This window comes from Janthinobacterium sp. GW458P (assembly GCF_002127585.1).
Taxonomy (GTDB): Bacteria; Pseudomonadota; Gammaproteobacteria; order Burkholderiales; family Burkholderiaceae_D; genus Janthinobacterium.
Genome location: NZ_NEGZ01000006.1, coordinates 45,914 through 60,296, shown reverse-complemented (window position 1 = coordinate 60,296; position 14,383 = coordinate 45,914). Strand labels below are relative to the sequence as shown.

Here is a 14,383-nt window from a genome sequence, read left to right as displayed (position 1 = left end):
CCGGGAGGCCCCGCCGGCGCCTTCAGCCGACGCTGATCCGTGCCGCGCAGGCGTCGACCACGCAGCCGCGCAGCCAGCGGTGGGCCGGGTCGGCATCCATGCGCGGATGCCACATCAGCGACACGGTCAGGTCCGGCATGCCTAGCGGCAGCGCAAAGCTGAACATGCCGGCGCGCAGATTGCCCGTATGCCGTTCCGGCACGGTGGCGATCAGGTCGGAGCCGGCGGCCAGCGCCAGCGCCGCCGTAAAGCCGCCGACGATGCTGGCGATCGTGCGCTGCAGTCCCAGCGCGGCCAGCGCATCGTCCATCGGCCCCGTATCCTGGTCGCGCCGCGCCACCAGCACATGCTGGCCGGCCGCATAGCGCTCGGCGCTGATCCCGCCTTGCGCCAGCGGATGGCCGCTGCGCACCACGCCGACAAAACGGTCGCCGAACAGCCTGCGCGTGCGCACTTCCGGGCTGGTGAAACTGCCGATCACGCCCGTCTCCAGGTCGATGCTGCCCTCGCGCAGCTGCACGCTTTCGCGGTCGGGCTTTTGCACGAAGCGCAGGCGCACGCCGGGCGCCTGCGCGCCGATGTGCGCGAGCAGCGCCGGGCCGAAATTTTCCACGAAGCCGTCGCTCGAACGCAGCGTGAACGTCTGTTCCAGCTGGCGCGGATCGAGCCGTTGCGCCGGCCCCAGCACGGCCAGCACCTCGCCCAGCAGGTGGCCCACCCGTTCGCGCAGCTCCAGCGCGCGCGGCGTGGGCACCAGTTCACGCCCGGCGCGCACCAGCAGCGGATCGCCCGTCGTTTCGCGCAGGCGCGCCAGCGCGCGGCTCATGGCCGATGGACTCAAACGCAGGCGCCGCGCCGCACGCGTGACGCTGCCTTCGGCCAGCAGGACATCGAGGGTAAGCAACAGGTTCAGGTCCGGTATCGACATGGTTTTACCGTGCCCCCTGTTGCCGGCGCCACAGCTGGCGCGTGCCGAAGGCTATGCGCTCCAGTTCGCCCATGGCGTGCAGCTGCTGCAGCGCCACGTCGACGACGCACGGCGGACACTCCCCGGCCACCCACCATTGCGCTATGCCTTCGCACGTGTCGGCAGCATGCGGATGCCGGCTCATATAAGTACGGATCTGCTGGATGACGCTGTCGATGAGGGCGGAATCTGGAGTCATGAAATACGCTCGATGGATGTTGTCAAAACGACGCTGGGCGCGCCGGCAAGGCAGCGGCCCGCGCTACGCAGATTATTCGCCCTGCTCCGGCGCGCGGCCGATTTCGCCGTCGAGATTGGCCAGGAACCAGGCCAGCGACGCCATCAGCGCCACGTTGCGCTTGAGGTTATCCGGATCGACCTTGTCCAGGGTGTCGGCCGGCGTATGGTGGTAGTGGAAGTAGCTGTGGCTGTCGACCAGCGGCTCGAAACTGGGCACGCCGCCCGTTTCCAGCCGGTGCAGGTCGCCCGTGCCCAGCGCGTCGCGGCGGGTAAACGCGTGCGCGCCCATGGGCTGCAAGGCGGCGCGCAGGGGGCCAAACAGTTTTTCCGACTTCGGCCCCACGCTGGCGAGGATGCCGAACGGGCGGCCGGCGCCGCTGTCCATCTCGATGGCCGCATATTGTTTACCGAGCGCCTGCTTGTGGGCCTCAAAATACGCCTGGCCGCCGCGGCCGCCGTTTTCCTCGTTCATCCAGGCGATCACGCGGATGGTGCGGCGCGGCCGGTAGTCGAGCTTATTCAGGGTTTCCAGCACGCCCATGGCCGCCACCACGCCGGCGCCGTCGTCGTGCGCGCCCGTCGCCAGGTCCCAGGAATCGAGGTGGCCAGAGACCACCACCACTTCGTCCGCCTTGTCCGTGCCCGGCCAGTCGGCGATCACGTTGTAGCTGTCCGCCTCGGGCATGTTTTGCGGCGTCAGGGTCAGGTGCATTGTCAAGGGGCCGCGCGCGGCCAGGCGGCCGATCAGCAAGGCGTCTTCCACGGTGACGGCGGCGGCCGGGATGCGCTTGCTGTCGTCCAGGCCCGTGGCGCCCGCGTGCGGGATGCGGAAGTTCGCGCCGCCCACCGAGCGCACCAGCGCGGCCGCCGCGCCCAGCTGCGCCGCCGCCTTCGGTCCGTTGAAGCGCAAGCGCGAGCCCTGGCCATACGTGACGCCGGCCAGGCCCCGCTCGGCCATCTCCTGGTCGAACGGCGTGTCGATCAGCACGATGGCGCCCTGCACTTGCGGCGCGCGCGCCTTGAGTTCTTCCAGGCTCTTGACGATGATCAAGGGTGCCGTCAGGCCGGCGGCCGGCGTGGCGCCGGAGCCGCCCAGGGCGGTGAGCACCACGCGCTGCGACACGCCCTGAGGACGGCCAGCGTAGTCGACGATTTCCGCCGTTTCCACGCCGCGCACCCAGTGCGGCACTTTCACGGGCTGCAGGGTGACGGTGGCGCCCAGCTGGCGCATGGCGTCGGCCACCTGCCGCACGGCGGCCGCCGCGCCGGCGGAGCCGGACAGGCGCGGGCCGATCAGATCCGTCATGTCGGCCAGGCGGGCGTAGGCCCAGTCGCTTTGCAGGGCCGTGTCGCGCACCTGCGCCAGCGCCTGCGGCGCATTGCCGGGGGCGGCGGCAAAGGCGTCCGTGCTGACAAGGCAGCCCAGGGCGATCGATAAAGCGCAACGGCGCCGCAAAGCGCCAGTCAGGATGGTCTGCATGTGATGTCGGTTCCAGTCTACAAGGTCGGAGCGGGTGCGCCATGGCCGGGGGCACGGCGCGGTTTTCTACGATAACGTATTTATTCTGTCATTGCAGCAACTTTTGCGCGACCGATTGCCTGTATCCGCCAGAGTCGATTACCATGCAGGTCGTGATCGCCACCGGATACCGCCATGCTCAAGGGAACTCTCTGTATCGTCCGGCATTTGACTGCCGCCGACCTGAACACCTATATCGCGCTGATCAACGACCTGCCCGCGCGCAGCGAATTCTTTTCGATGCAGTTCAAGTCGCCCGAGGTCATGCGGCGCGATTTCCTGCAAACAGGCTTTGTCACCGAGGACAGCGAATTGTTCCTCATCGAGGATCACGCCCAGCAGATCATCGGCACGATCACGCATTTCAAGAGCCGCACGCCAGCCTGCCGCGAAATCGGCTACCGCCTGTTCGACCCCAGGTGGGGCGGACGCGGCTATACCACTGAAGCGACGCGTCTGGTAATCGACTACCTGTTCAATGCCTATCCCTATCACCGCCTGGAATTGCTGATGGACCCGCAGAACACCGCCTCCGAGCGCATCGCGCAAAAGAACGGCTTTACCGAGGAAGGGGTGAAACGGCAAGCCTTTTTCATCAACGGCAGCATGCGCGATGTCAAAATGTACAGCCTGCTGCGGCCGGAATGGCAAGCCCGCTCCCGCTGACTTGTTACCGCCGGGGCGGGATTGTAATAAGTTGTATTAGACGTGGAACAAGCGGGGAACAGCGGATATAGTCCAGTTCATGCAGATCATTGTGATCTCGCCGGAATGGAAGGAAATGCCATGTTGAACAAGAAACTCCTGGGTGCGGTAATGGTAGCGGCAGTGGCTGTGTCTTCGGCCGCAGTCGCCGGTGACCGCGACTTCAATACCGTTGCAGGCGCCGTTGTCGGAGCGGCCATTGGCAACAGCACCGGCGGGCGCAATGGCGCGATCGTCGGTGGCGTGCTGGGCGCGGCCGTCGGCAACAGCATCAGCACGAATGACCGCTATTACGACCGTGGCGGCTATCGCGGCGGCTACCGCGAAACCTATTACGCCCCTGCGCCACAGCCCGTCTACTACGCGCCCGCGCCGCAGCCTGTGTACTACGCGCCGCCGCCACGCTACTACGGCCCGCCTGCCGTCGTCTACGTGCAACCGGGCCGCGGCTACTACCGCGACCATGGCCGCCGTGACTACTATGACCATGGCCACGGCCACGGCTGGGGCCATCGCCGCTAGGCAACGCCCCGCAGCACCGTGACAACAACCTGCGCCAGCCTGCTGCCGCAGGTTTTTTTGCGAGAAAAGCAAGGTATCGCCCGTCCACAATATCGGCTAAGCTGTGTCCTATGATCAATATCGGGCCGCCTGGACCGCAGCAAACGATGCATTTAATCAAAGACGAGCTCGACTTTGGCCCCTGGCTTGACGCGGCGGCCGGCAGCAGCGTGGGCGCCGGCCCCATGCCGCGGCGCGAAAACCAGGACAATTTCCTGCTGATCGACGCCGGCGGCCACGCCGTCTGCCTGTCGCAGCAAGCGCCGTTCCACTGCCAGGTTCCCGGCTGGCCGGCCGGCCACGTGCGCGCCGCCGTGCTCGACGGCATGGGCGGCCACGGCCACGGGCGCGAAGCGGCGGAAGCGGCCGTGCAAGGCTTGCTGGCCATCCCCGCCTGCTGCGACACGGCCAGCCTGTCGGCCCAGCTCGATCATTTGCATGAGCGCTTGCAAGCCGCTTTCACGGCGGATATGCCGGCCCGTCCACCGGGCACCACCCTGACCTTGCTCGAAATACCGCCCGGCCAGGCGCCGCTGCTGTACCACGTGGGCGATTCGCGCCTGTACGAGATCAGCGATGGCGCGGCCGCGGTGCTCACCGTCGACCACGTGCCGGCCACCGCCTATGCGATGCGCGGCGCGCTGGACGAGGCGCAATGGCGCGCCCGCGTGCATGGCGAACACCATCCGCAAATCTCGCAGGCCTTCATTTTAGGCAACGCCTTCGGCGCGTCCCTGCATCTCGACAAACCCCTGCTCGCCCTCGATGCAGGCAATTTGCCGCCCTTCCTGGCCCGGCTGGGCGACCGCCGCGTGCTGCAGCTACGCCCCGGCGCCCACTATCTGCTGCTCAGCGACGGCTTCTGGGCCTGTGAAGACCCCTATGCCGCCACGGCGCGCTGGCCGGCCCTGTGCGCAGGCAGGACGGCGGCGCAAGCTGTCGCGGCCCTGCTGGGCGAATTCCTCGCCAGCCCGCCCAAGGGCTTGTCCAGCGACAACCTGACCGTGCTGGCGCTGCGCTTTCTTCCCCATCATTCGCGCCCAGCCGCGCCGCAGCGGCCCGCATAAAAATGAACCCGCGGCGCCCCGCGTGGTCTGATGGTAGACAGTTTGCAGCATTCCATCACCGCCACCAGGAGCTTGCCATGAGCGACGCCATTCCCGCCCCACCGCCTGCGCCCGGCGCCCCCGACTATGCCGCCATCAAGCAGCGCCAGCAGGCGGGCTGGGCCAGCGGCGACTTCGCCGTCATCGGCGTCACCCTGCAAATAGTGGGCGAGTCGCTGGCCGAGGCGGCCGACATCCGCGCCCACGAAGACGTCATCGACATCGCCGCCGGCAATGGCAACGCCACCCTGGCCGCGGCGCGCCGCTTTGCGCGCGTCGTCTCCACCGATTACGTGCCGGCCCTGCTGGAAAAAGGCCGCGCCCGCGCCGAGGCCGAAGGGCTGGCCGTGACCTTCCGCGTGGCCGACGCCGAAAACCTGCCGTTCGACGGCGCCAGTTTCGACGCCGCGCTGTCGACCTTCGGCGTGATGTTTGCCCCCGACCACCGGCGCGCGGCCAGCGAAATGCTGCGCATGCTGCGTCCCGGCGGACGCATCGGCATGGCCAACTGGACGCCGGACGGCTTTATCGGGCAGCTCTTCAGGATCATCGGCAAATACGTGCCGCCGCCGGCGGGCGTGACGTCGCCGGCCCGCTGGGGCGAGGAAGCCTATTTGCGCGACCTGTTTGGCCGGGGGGCGGAACAGGTGCATGCGCAGCGCAAGTTCTTCAACTTCCGCTACGCCTCGGCCGCCCACTGGCTGCAGGTGTTCCGCGACTACTACGGTCCCGTGCACAAGGCCTACGCGGCGCTGGACCAGGCCGGCGCCCGGGCCCTGGAGCAAGACCTCACGACCCTGCTCGAGCGTTCGAACACGGCCGGCGCCCAGTCGCTGGTCGTGCCGGCCGAATACCTGGAGGTGATCATCAACAAACGCCGCAGCTGATTGACAAATAAACATGCCTTAAAAGATATAAAATATGATTTTAAGCAATTGTTTCCATGGCAATTATAGCAGGATGTGATCAGGGACATCAATTCAGGAAAAAAGAGTGCGCACGCACGCCGCGAAGGTTGCCAAGCGGGCGCAAATGCGCGTAAGCTCTCAGGTATAACAGAGGGCAAAATGTCCCCGCTCGATTCGAGTCAGAATGTCATGAAAAAATGCAGCAACCCGGAGCACCCGCACTGTACGTTCTGGGTCTTGCCTGGGGAAAACGTCTGCGCGGCCAACCATCCGCAAGCGACGATTGCTCCCAGCAGCTACGACCTGTTGACCGCACTGCGCAGCGCCCGTTCCGAGCCATCGGCAACGGCGCTTCCGCACGCCCCTGCCCATGACGCTGTCATTCAGGTGGCAAGCAGCCCCGCGCCGGCTGCCGCCGCGCCCCGGGTCCTCACGCCTGCGGCGCCCGCGGCTTACCAGCCCGTGCAGGCCCACCTGCACATCAGCGGCTTCGATCCCCGCGCGGCAGGCGGGCGCCAGACCCTGAAAATGGAATTGCGCGGCATGAGCGCCAACTGCGCGCCGCAACTGACCCTGCGCCTGCGCTCGGACCTGATCCCGCGCGGGCACGTGCAGCATGATTTCGTGCGCACCACGCGCGGCGACTGGCGGCCCGTTTTTGTCGAGTTCTCCTCGCGCAACAAGGAACACGGGCAATACCAGATCGACGTGGAAGTCCACAGCCACGTCGATGGCGCCGTGGCGCAGAAATGGGTGTGCACGTTTGTCATCCTCGTGCCGCGCCGCGACGCCACCCTGACGGAAATCCACCAGATCTTCCTCAGCACGCACAAGAACGTGCGCGTGATGGCCGACGACGCCTCGATCGCCAGAGTCACGGGCGGCGACGGCTGCAACCTCGACGTCACGGCGCGCAACGCCGGCATCGCCCATGTGGATTTATCGGCGCCGCAAGGCAAGATCGACATGGGCTTTACCACCATCGCCTGGGACGAGGAACTGATCGAAGTCGACCTGCCCGCCGCCAGCCACTGCCATCCGCACCCGAGCCAGGCCGCCTGCCTCGTCAATGCGGCGCCGGAAGCGGGCGAACAGCGCCAGATCCGCCTGTTCGCGCTGGAAGAATGCATGCTGGGCCGCTTCGAGCTGGTGGACCCGGAAGCCGACGTACTGCTCAGCCATTTCAGCCCCGACGGCCAGGACAACAACGGTTTGACGCGCCGCCTGTCGGGCCGCCACGCCATCATCCGGCGCAGCCAGCAAGGCTTTGAAATCGAAGACGTGTCGCGCTACGGCGTGCTGCTCGACGGCGTGTGGCCCGGCAAGCACAAGCCCGTCGCCCTGCGCCTGGGCATGCGCATCGAATTGTCCGCCAGCATCAAGGGCATCGTCGTGCTCAGCGTCACGGCCCTGCTCGCGCACGGCGTGATCCTGCACCGCATCGACCACGGCGCCCGCGCCGAGTGTTTTTACCTGCTGCTGCCCGACACCCAGCCCGCGCCGGCAAGTCACCTTGCCACGCCGCAGGCAAGCTGCCTTCCCGTGCTGTTCCACCGCAACGGCGGTTTCTGGCACCTGGACAAGGCCAGCGGTAAGGAAACCGCGCTGGCCCCCGCCACCGCCCTTGACAAGCTCAGCGGTTTTGCCCGGCATAACCGCTTTGCCAGCGAACCGTATCCGGAATGCTGGATCATCCGCACCGAAGGCGCTGCCCTGTGCGATAGCACCATGCAAACTGCATAGGAACACTGAACCAAACCTACTGCGCGTCCGTATAGGCGGCCTGCGATGCTCACCGTACTTCTAGTATGGTTGCGCTTCTCGACCACCTCTCCCTTCCGCTCGCTACGGTTTTGTTCAGTGTTGTAAGTCCGCTGTTATCCACAACGCACTAGCGTGGTATCAGTACGAGAAAAATCATCGACAGGCCCAGAATGAACACCGCTTCCAGCGTAAACACGATGGCGGGAATCTGCAATTCGCGCGGGATTTTCATGGCGACACCCCTTAAAACGTAAGACTGCTTTCAGCATAGCGCGCCGCGCGCCAAATACATTATCAGCCGCACAACATACTTGACCGGCCGGCATCAGGCGCCGAGTCCGCCATCACGTCCATTCCGACACACAATTTAACACTTTAATAGCAGATATTGCGCAAATAGCCCCCATTGGCGCCCCTGCGTACTGTATATTCATCCAGTTAATATTTCCCGTACTTCACAAAGCGCCCGCGCGGCGTTTTACATTTCCTATGGCTTCCAACAAAGCGCATCATGCGACTGGCTGGGCCGCCGGCGTGATCGCCGCGGCCCTCGTCGCGCACGCTGGCGCCGGCGGCCCTTACCAAGTGCTGAGCATGCTCGCCTTTGTCATGGGCGCGCTGGGCGGCACGGCGCCGGACTGGCTGGAAGTGGCCTGGTGGGCGCGCACGCACCGGCTGTGGATCACGCACCGCACATGGACCCACTGGGGCCTGGCCTGGATCGCCCTGCTCGTCTACACGTATCTGCAATTGCCGCATCACTTCTGGGCGCCGCCTTTGTTCGGCTTTGCCGCCGGCGGCATCATGCATCTGCTGGCCGACTGGCCCAATCCGCTGGGCGTGCCGTGGATCTTCCGCCGCCACTCGCTGCGCTGGTGGAAAAGCGGCCGCCACGACATCATCGTCATCATCGCCGCCTGGCTGGCCGCCACCGTCGTGGCCGACCACGTGTTTTTCGACGGCATCCACCTGCGGCGCACCGTGCTGGCGTTTGACGGCCTGCTGCACTGGTGCGCCGCCGCCCTGGGCCAAGCCTGGGCGGATCTGCAACAGTGGCAGGAGCGCTGGCGCCTGGGAGACGGACAGTAATTGACGCCGCCCGCACGGCAATGTGATAATGAGTATCATTCTCAAACAGCCCAGCCAGCCGGCGCCCCGCGTTCCGTCAGCCCAGCTCTTCCCTTGCCCGGAGTACGCAGTGAGCACCGTCAGTCCCGTCCAAGCCATCCCCCTGACTACCCTGTACCGCGAGCACCACGGCTGGCTGTATGGCTGGCTGCGCGGCAAGCTGGGCAACCGCGCCGAGGCGGCCGACCTGGCGCACGATACGTTCTTGCGCCTGCTGGGCAAGCGCGAGGTGACACCGCTGGCGTCCCTGCGCGAGCCGCGCGGCTACCTGGCCACCATCGCGCGTGGCTTGCTGATCGACCGCTACCGGCGCCAGGCGCTGGAGCACGCCTACCTGGAGGCGCTGGCCCAGCAAGCCGAGCCGACAGCGGCCTGCGCCGAAACGCACGCCATCATCATCGAAACCCTGCTGGCCGTCGACCGCCTGCTCGACAGCCTGGGTGCGCGTACGCGGACCATCTTCCTGCTGGCGCAGATCGAAGAACTGAGCTATGCGGACATCAGCCGGCGCCTGGGCGTCTCCCTGCCCACCGTCAAGAAGCACCTGGTGCGCGCCTACACGGAATGCCTGATGCTGGCGGCCGCCTGATGTTTTCCCCTTCCGCCCCGCAGCCAGCCCCGCCGCCAGCCCCAATCCCCCGCAAGGTCCTGGCCGCCGCCGCCCACTGGCACGTGGAAATCAAGAGCGGCAGCGCCGATGCCGCCGCCGTGCAGGCCTGGCGCGAGGCCAGCGCCGAGCATGAACGGGCCTGGGACCTGCTGCAGCGCATGGACGGCCAGTTGGGCGCGATACCGCCGGCGCTGGCGCTTCCCGCCCTGCAGGCGGCGCAGCAGCGCCGCCGCGCGACAGCGAGGATACTGGCCGTGCTGGTGGCGGCCGGCGGCGGCATCGCACTGGGCCAGGCGGGCATGCAATCGGGCCCATGGCAAGCGTTGACGGCGTCCTTGCGCACGGCGCCGGGCCAGCGCCGCCATGTGGCGCTGGCCGATGGCGGGGGCCTGGAAGTCAATACGGATAGCGCCCTGGATGTCGCTTACAGCGCCACGCAGCGCCGCATCCGCCTGCACCATGGCGAAATCATGATCACGACGGCGCCCGATCCGCGCCCCTTCCTCGTCGACACGCCGCACGGCGTGATTCGCGCGCTGGGCACGCGTTTCGGCGTGCGCTGCGATGACAGCGGCAGCGTCGCCAGCGTCTTCGAGCAGGCGGTGGAAGTGCGCTGCACTGCGCGCCCGGACGCCGTGCGCCGCCTGGAAGCGGGCCGCCAGCTGCGCTTCACGGAGGCCGGATTTGAAGCCGTCCTGGCCATGCCGGCCCACCAGGACAGCTGGCTGCGCGGCATGCTGGTGGCCGCCGACTGGCCCCTGCAACAACTGGTACGGGAGCTGGCGCGCTACCGGCGCGGACGGCTCGCCTGCGACGCCAGGGTGGCGCAACGCCCCGTCACGGGCACCTACCGCCTCGACGATATCGACGCCGTGCTGGAAAGCCTGTGCGCCTCGCACGGGCTGCAAGTGACCTACTTCACGCGCTACTGGGCCACGGTGTCGGCCCGGCCAACATAATTATCTTCAGTTTTTTTGCCTCAGGGGTTGGTGTTTCGGCGCGCTGCTTCGGCTAGACAGGTAAGTAGCCGATTCATACGCCATTTTCCTATCCCTTTTAGCAGAAAGACCGAGCATGCAGCTGACCACCCCCGTCCTCCATCCCGCCGCGCGCGCCATCCGCCTGGCCGTCGTCGCCATGGCGTGCGCCGCGCCCGCCGCCTTTGTCGCCGCGCCCGCGCTGGCGCAAGGCCAGGCCGCCGCGCCACAAAGCTACGCCATCGTGGCCGGCCCGCTGGCCACCGCCCTGAACGACTTCGCCGTGGCCGCCGGCGTCAGCCTGTCGACCGACCCCGCGCAGACGCGCGGCCAGCGCTCGCCCGGCGTGCGCGGCAGCTTCAACGTAAGCCAGGGCTTTGCCCAGGTGCTGGCCGGCAGCGGCCTGGAAGCGGTGCAGCTGCCGAACGGCGCCTACGTGCTGCGCCAGGCGGCCGCCCCTTCGGCAACGGCGGCCGGCGTGGAAAAGACCATGGCCCCCGTGGTCGTGAACGCCAGCATGCAGCGCGACCCCGTCAGTGAACACAGCAACTCGTATGCGGCGCGCGCCGTCACCGTCGGCAAGGGCGTGCAAACCCTGCGCGAAATTCCGCAATCGGTCAGCGTCGTCACGCGCCAGAAAATGGATGACCAGAACCTCAACACCATCGACGCCGTGCTGGCCAATGCCACCGGCATCACCATGTACGACAGTCCCATGGGCGGGCGCTATGTGTATTCGCGCGGCTTCATGGTCGACACCTACCAGTTCGATGGCGTCAACCGCGCCATGTACTATCCGCAGGCGAACAGCTTCACCAGCAACACGGCCGTGCTGGACCGCGTGGAGATCGTGCGCGGCGCCACGGGTCTGCTGCAGGGCACGGGCTCGCCGGGCGCCGCCATCAACATGGTGCGCAAGCGTCCGCTGGCGGAAAAGCAGGTGCAGCTGGCGCTCGGCGCGGGCCGCTGGAACGACGTGCGCGGCGAAGTCGATGTCACCGGCCCCTTGAGCGAATCGGGCAGCATCCGCGGCCGCGCCGTGGCCGCGATTGAGCAGCGCGATTATTTCTATGACGTGGCCGACAGCCGCACCGACGTGCTGTACGGCGTGCTGGAATTCGACCTGGCGCCGGGCAGCAGGCTGACGACTGGCGCCAGCCATGAAAAACTGAAATCGACGCCGTTTTTCTCCGGCATGCCGCGCTACCTCGATGGCAGCGACCCGAAACTGCCCCGCGAGACCTTCCTGGGCGCCGACTGGAACCGCTGGAACAGCCGCCAGACGGCCGTCTTCGCCGAATTCGAGCACCGCTTCGACGCCGACTGGTCGCTGAAAGCCAGCGCCAACTACACGCGCGAGCGGCATGACGTGAAATACATGTTCAGCCAGGGCGCGATCAATCCCGCCAACATGGCCGGCATGATGATGTACGGCGGCGTATTTGACTACGGCAGCACCAACAAGGGCATCGACCTGTCGCTCGACGGCAAATTCAACGCCTTCGGCCGCCGCCACGGTTTCAGCGCCGGCATCAGCACGAACCGGCTGGAAAGCGACAGCGATTTCAATCTGGCGCTGCTGCAGCAAGCAAACAATCCGCTGCAGCCGAATCACGGCGTGGCCGAACCGAGCGACGCCTGGTTCCGCGAACACAGCTACCGGGGCGACCCCAGCGTCACAAAAATGACGCAGACAGGCGCCTACGGCGTGGCCCGTTTCAGCGTCAGCGATCCGCTCACCGTGGTGGCGGGCGCGCGCGTGTCGAACTACAAATGGAGCAGCGTGTACCGCGACACGGGCGAGGTGTATATCGACCCGTACCGCGAAACCGGCGTCGTCACGCCGTATGGCGGCATCATTTACGCATTCGACAGGCGCTGGTCCGGCTACGCCAGCGTCTCCGACATCTTCCAGCCGCAGAACCAGCGCACGGCCGATGGCGCCCTGCTCGATCCGCTCAAGGGGCGCAACCTGGAAGCAGGAGTGAAAGGTGAACTGTTCGACGGCAAGGTGAACACCTCGCTGGCGCTGTTCCGCATCGAGCAGCGCAACCGCGCGGAACTCGACCTGGCCAATGCCTGCTCCAGCGGCACGGAGTGCTATTTCTCGACGGGCAAGGTGCGCAGTGTAGGCCTCGATGCGGAAATCAGCGGCGAAGTGGCGCCGGGCTGGCAGCTGTTCGCCGGCTACACGCTGAACAATTTCAAATACCTGGAGCAGACGTCGAACGCGGGCGTGATGTTCGCCAGCACCTACTCGCCGCGCCACATGCTTCGCGCGTGGAGCGACTACCGCCTGCCCGGCGCCTTGCAGAAGTGGAGCGTGGGCGGCGGCGTGAACTTCCAGACGGAGAGCTCGCGCATCACGCGCGACGTGACCGTGGCGCAGGGCGCGTATGCCTTGTGGAGCGCGCGCGCCGCCTGGCAGATCGACCGCAACTGGACGGCCTCACTGTCCGTGACGAATTTGCTCGACAAGCGCTATTACCAGACCGTGGGTGCGCCCGCATGGGGCAATTTCTACGGCGAGCCGCGCAAGGCGCAACTGACCTTGCGCGCGCGCTTCTAAGCGGGACTCAGGTCGCCGGGCGCAGGGGCGCCTTCGGCAGCGGGATGAATTCCGTCTCGCCCGGCACCTGCCCCATGCGCTGGGCGCTCCAGTCGTCGGCCGCCTGCGCCAGGCGCTCCTTGCTCGACGAGACGAAGTTCCAGAACAGGTAGCGGTGGCCGTCCAGCGGCTCGCCGCCGATGACGACGAACTGCGCCGGGCCGCCGCCTGCCGTCACCACGGGCACCGTCCCCTCCTCCAGCAAGGCCATGGTGTGCGGCGCGAGCAGCACGCCATCGACCGATACCTCTCCGCTGACCGGATAGATGGCCGCTTCCGGCGGCAAGCCCTCCAGCCGCAACTCGCGCCCCGCCTGCAGCGCCACGTCCAGGTACACCGTCTGCATGTAGCTGCGCACGGGCGAGGTCTGGCCGAACGCCGTGCCAATCAGGACTTTCACGACGGCGCCGTCGAGCGTCACGACGGGAATGTCAGCCTGCGGCGTGTGCGTGAAACTCGGCGCGTCCTCTTCGTGCGCCTTTGGCAGCGCGGCCCACAGCTGCAAGCCGTGCGTGCGGTGCGGCTGGCCGGCCAGGTCGTGCGGCGTGCGCTCGGAATGCACGATGCCGCGCCCGGCCGTCATCCAGTTGATGGCGCCCGGCTCGATGCGCTGGCAGGAACCGATGCTGTCGCGGTGGTCGATCGCGCCCTCGAACAGATAGGTGACGGTGGCCAGGCCGATATGCGGATGGGGACGCACGTCATGGTTGGCGTCGGGCGCCACGTCGATGGGGCCGAAATGGTCGAAAAAGATGAAGGGGCCGACGGCCTGCTTGGCCGCGGAAGGCAGCAGGCGCCGCACGACAAAGCCGCCGCCGAGGTCCTTTTCGTGGCTTTTCAGGATGGCCGCGCTCATGCCAGCACCGTCGTCACTTCGGTGGTCACCGCCGTCATCAGCTTGTGCAGCGGGCATTTGCCGGCCGCAGCCAGCAATTCCTGGCGCTGCGCATCCGTCAGCTCGCCCGTCAGGTGCAGGGTGGCGGCCAGGCGGTACACGCCCTTGCGCTCTTCGCTGGCATCGCGCTCGGTCGATACTTCCACGTGTTCCAGCGGGATGCCCTTGTGTCTGGCGTACCAGACGACGGTGAGCGCCTTGCAGGCCGACAGGGCCGCGTCATACAGGTCGTGCGGCGACGGGCCGGAATCGCCGCCTCCTTCGTCCACCGAGGCATCGGCGGAAATGATGTGATCGCGCACGTGCACGATGTGGCGCATGGGTTGCGACTGGTCGCGGATGGCTTTGATGGGCATGGCGTTCCTTGGTGCGTTTGGAAAGCCACAATTTACACC

General features: G+C 66.7%; 14 protein-coding genes. 9 read left to right on the top strand and 5 right to left on the bottom strand.

The genetic code is table 11. The annotated features are described in order from the left end of the window. Positions 1-22: 22 nt before the first annotated feature. The 3 genes from CBW50_RS06645 to CBW50_RS06635 all read right to left on the bottom strand — a co-directional run bounded on the left by CBW50_RS06645 (position 23) and on the right by CBW50_RS06635 (position 2,687). Complete coding sequence (locus tag CBW50_RS06645) at positions 23-928, bottom strand: LysR family transcriptional regulator (protein WP_086144802.1); 906 nt, start codon at positions 926-928, stop codon at positions 23-25. A gap of 4 nt (positions 929-932) precedes the next feature. Continuing rightward, on the bottom strand, positions 933-1,166 hold the full coding sequence (locus tag CBW50_RS06640) for a hypothetical protein (protein WP_086144801.1): 234 nt from the start codon (positions 1,164-1,166) through the stop codon (positions 933-935). 72 nt (positions 1,167-1,238) lie between these two features. After that, positions 1,239-2,687 carry a M20/M25/M40 family metallo-hydrolase gene (locus CBW50_RS06635; protein WP_086144800.1) on the bottom strand — a complete coding sequence of 483 codons (1,449 nt, stop codon included), beginning with the start codon at positions 2,685-2,687 and terminating at the stop codon, positions 1,239-1,241. A 174-nt stretch (positions 2,688-2,861) separates the two neighbouring features. On the opposite strand from CBW50_RS06635, the gene CBW50_RS06630 reads away from it, so the two are divergent. From CBW50_RS06630 to CBW50_RS06590, 9 genes are all read left to right on the top strand, one after another. Next, on the top strand, positions 2,862-3,392 hold the full coding sequence (locus CBW50_RS06630; RefSeq protein WP_086144799.1) for a GNAT family protein: 531 nt from the start codon (positions 2,862-2,864) through the stop codon (positions 3,390-3,392). Between the two features lie 120 nt (positions 3,393-3,512). Continuing rightward, the gene (locus CBW50_RS06625; RefSeq protein WP_086144798.1) at positions 3,513-3,953 is read left to right on the top strand and encodes a glycine zipper domain-containing protein; all 441 of its coding nucleotides are present in this window, start codon (positions 3,513-3,515) and stop codon (positions 3,951-3,953) included. 146 nt (positions 3,954-4,099) lie between these two features. Beyond that, positions 4,100-5,059: a PP2C family serine/threonine-protein phosphatase gene (locus CBW50_RS06620; protein ID WP_086144797.1), complete on the top strand. Its 960-nt coding sequence runs from the start codon at positions 4,100-4,102 to the stop codon at positions 5,057-5,059. Between the two features lie 77 nt (positions 5,060-5,136). Further along, positions 5,137-5,985, top strand: coding sequence for a class I SAM-dependent methyltransferase (locus tag CBW50_RS06615; protein ID WP_086144796.1), 849 nt, complete (start codon positions 5,137-5,139; stop codon positions 5,983-5,985). Positions 5,986-6,195: 210 nt separating this feature from the next. Next, positions 6,196-7,749 (top strand): FHA domain-containing protein, encoded by a 1,554-nt coding sequence (locus CBW50_RS06610; RefSeq protein ID WP_226935913.1) that lies wholly within the window; start codon positions 6,196-6,198, stop codon positions 7,747-7,749. A 510-nt stretch (positions 7,750-8,259) separates the two neighbouring features. Beyond that, positions 8,260-8,859: a metal-dependent hydrolase gene (locus tag CBW50_RS06605; RefSeq protein ID WP_086144795.1), complete on the top strand. Its 600-nt coding sequence runs from the start codon at positions 8,260-8,262 to the stop codon at positions 8,857-8,859. Between the two features lie 109 nt (positions 8,860-8,968). Continuing rightward, a complete protein-coding gene (locus CBW50_RS06600) occupies positions 8,969-9,487 on the top strand; it encodes a sigma-70 family RNA polymerase sigma factor (protein ID WP_253251908.1) in 519 nt (172 codons plus the stop codon). Beyond that, positions 9,487-10,467, top strand: a complete 981-nt coding sequence (locus CBW50_RS06595) for a FecR domain-containing protein (protein ID WP_172404695.1) — start codon at positions 9,487-9,489, stop codon at positions 10,465-10,467. The genes CBW50_RS06600 and CBW50_RS06595 overlap by 1 nt, the downstream gene beginning before the upstream one ends. A gap of 115 nt (positions 10,468-10,582) precedes the next feature. Continuing rightward, entirely contained in the window at positions 10,583-13,054 is a 2,472-nt protein-coding gene (locus tag CBW50_RS06590; RefSeq protein WP_086144792.1) for a TonB-dependent receptor, read from the top strand. A 7-nt stretch (positions 13,055-13,061) separates the two neighbouring features. Here CBW50_RS06590 and CBW50_RS06585 read toward each other — a convergent pair whose 3' ends face one another. Both CBW50_RS06585 and CBW50_RS06580 read right to left on the bottom strand, forming a co-directional pair. Next, positions 13,062-13,949, bottom strand: coding sequence for a pirin family protein (locus CBW50_RS06585; RefSeq protein ID WP_086144791.1), 888 nt, complete (start codon positions 13,947-13,949; stop codon positions 13,062-13,064). Further along, positions 13,946-14,344, bottom strand: coding sequence for an OsmC family protein (locus CBW50_RS06580; protein WP_086144790.1), 399 nt, complete (start codon positions 14,342-14,344; stop codon positions 13,946-13,948). Before CBW50_RS06580 ends, CBW50_RS06585 begins: the two co-directional genes overlap by 4 nt. Positions 14,345-14,383: the final 39 nt, after the last annotated feature.

Coding starts and splice junctions, on each gene's coding strand:
- CBW50_RS06645 (WP_086144802.1), bottom strand. CDS start 928: ATGTCGATACCGGACCTGAACCTGTTGCTTACCCTCGATGTCCTGCTG.
- CBW50_RS06640 (WP_086144801.1), bottom strand. CDS start 1,166: ATGACTCCAGATTCCGCCCTCATCGACAGCGTCATCCAGCAGATCCGT.
- CBW50_RS06635 (WP_086144800.1), bottom strand. CDS start 2,687: ATGCAGACCATCCTGACTGGCGCTTTGCGGCGCCGTTGCGCTTTATCG.
- CBW50_RS06630 (WP_086144799.1), top strand. CDS start 2,862: ATGCTCAAGGGAACTCTCTGTATCGTCCGGCATTTGACTGCCGCCGAC.
- CBW50_RS06625 (WP_086144798.1), top strand. CDS start 3,513: ATGTTGAACAAGAAACTCCTGGGTGCGGTAATGGTAGCGGCAGTGGCT.
- CBW50_RS06620 (WP_086144797.1), top strand. CDS start 4,100: ATGCATTTAATCAAAGACGAGCTCGACTTTGGCCCCTGGCTTGACGCG.
- CBW50_RS06615 (WP_086144796.1), top strand. CDS start 5,137: ATGAGCGACGCCATTCCCGCCCCACCGCCTGCGCCCGGCGCCCCCGAC.
- CBW50_RS06610 (WP_226935913.1), top strand. CDS start 6,196: ATGAAAAAATGCAGCAACCCGGAGCACCCGCACTGTACGTTCTGGGTC.
- CBW50_RS06605 (WP_086144795.1), top strand. CDS start 8,260: ATGGCTTCCAACAAAGCGCATCATGCGACTGGCTGGGCCGCCGGCGTG.
- CBW50_RS06595 (WP_172404695.1), top strand. CDS start 9,487: ATGTTTTCCCCTTCCGCCCCGCAGCCAGCCCCGCCGCCAGCCCCAATC.
- CBW50_RS06590 (WP_086144792.1), top strand. CDS start 10,583: ATGCAGCTGACCACCCCCGTCCTCCATCCCGCCGCGCGCGCCATCCGC.
- CBW50_RS06585 (WP_086144791.1), bottom strand. CDS start 13,949: ATGAGCGCGGCCATCCTGAAAAGCCACGAAAAGGACCTCGGCGGCGGC.
- CBW50_RS06580 (WP_086144790.1), bottom strand. CDS start 14,344: ATGCCCATCAAAGCCATCCGCGACCAGTCGCAACCCATGCGCCACATC.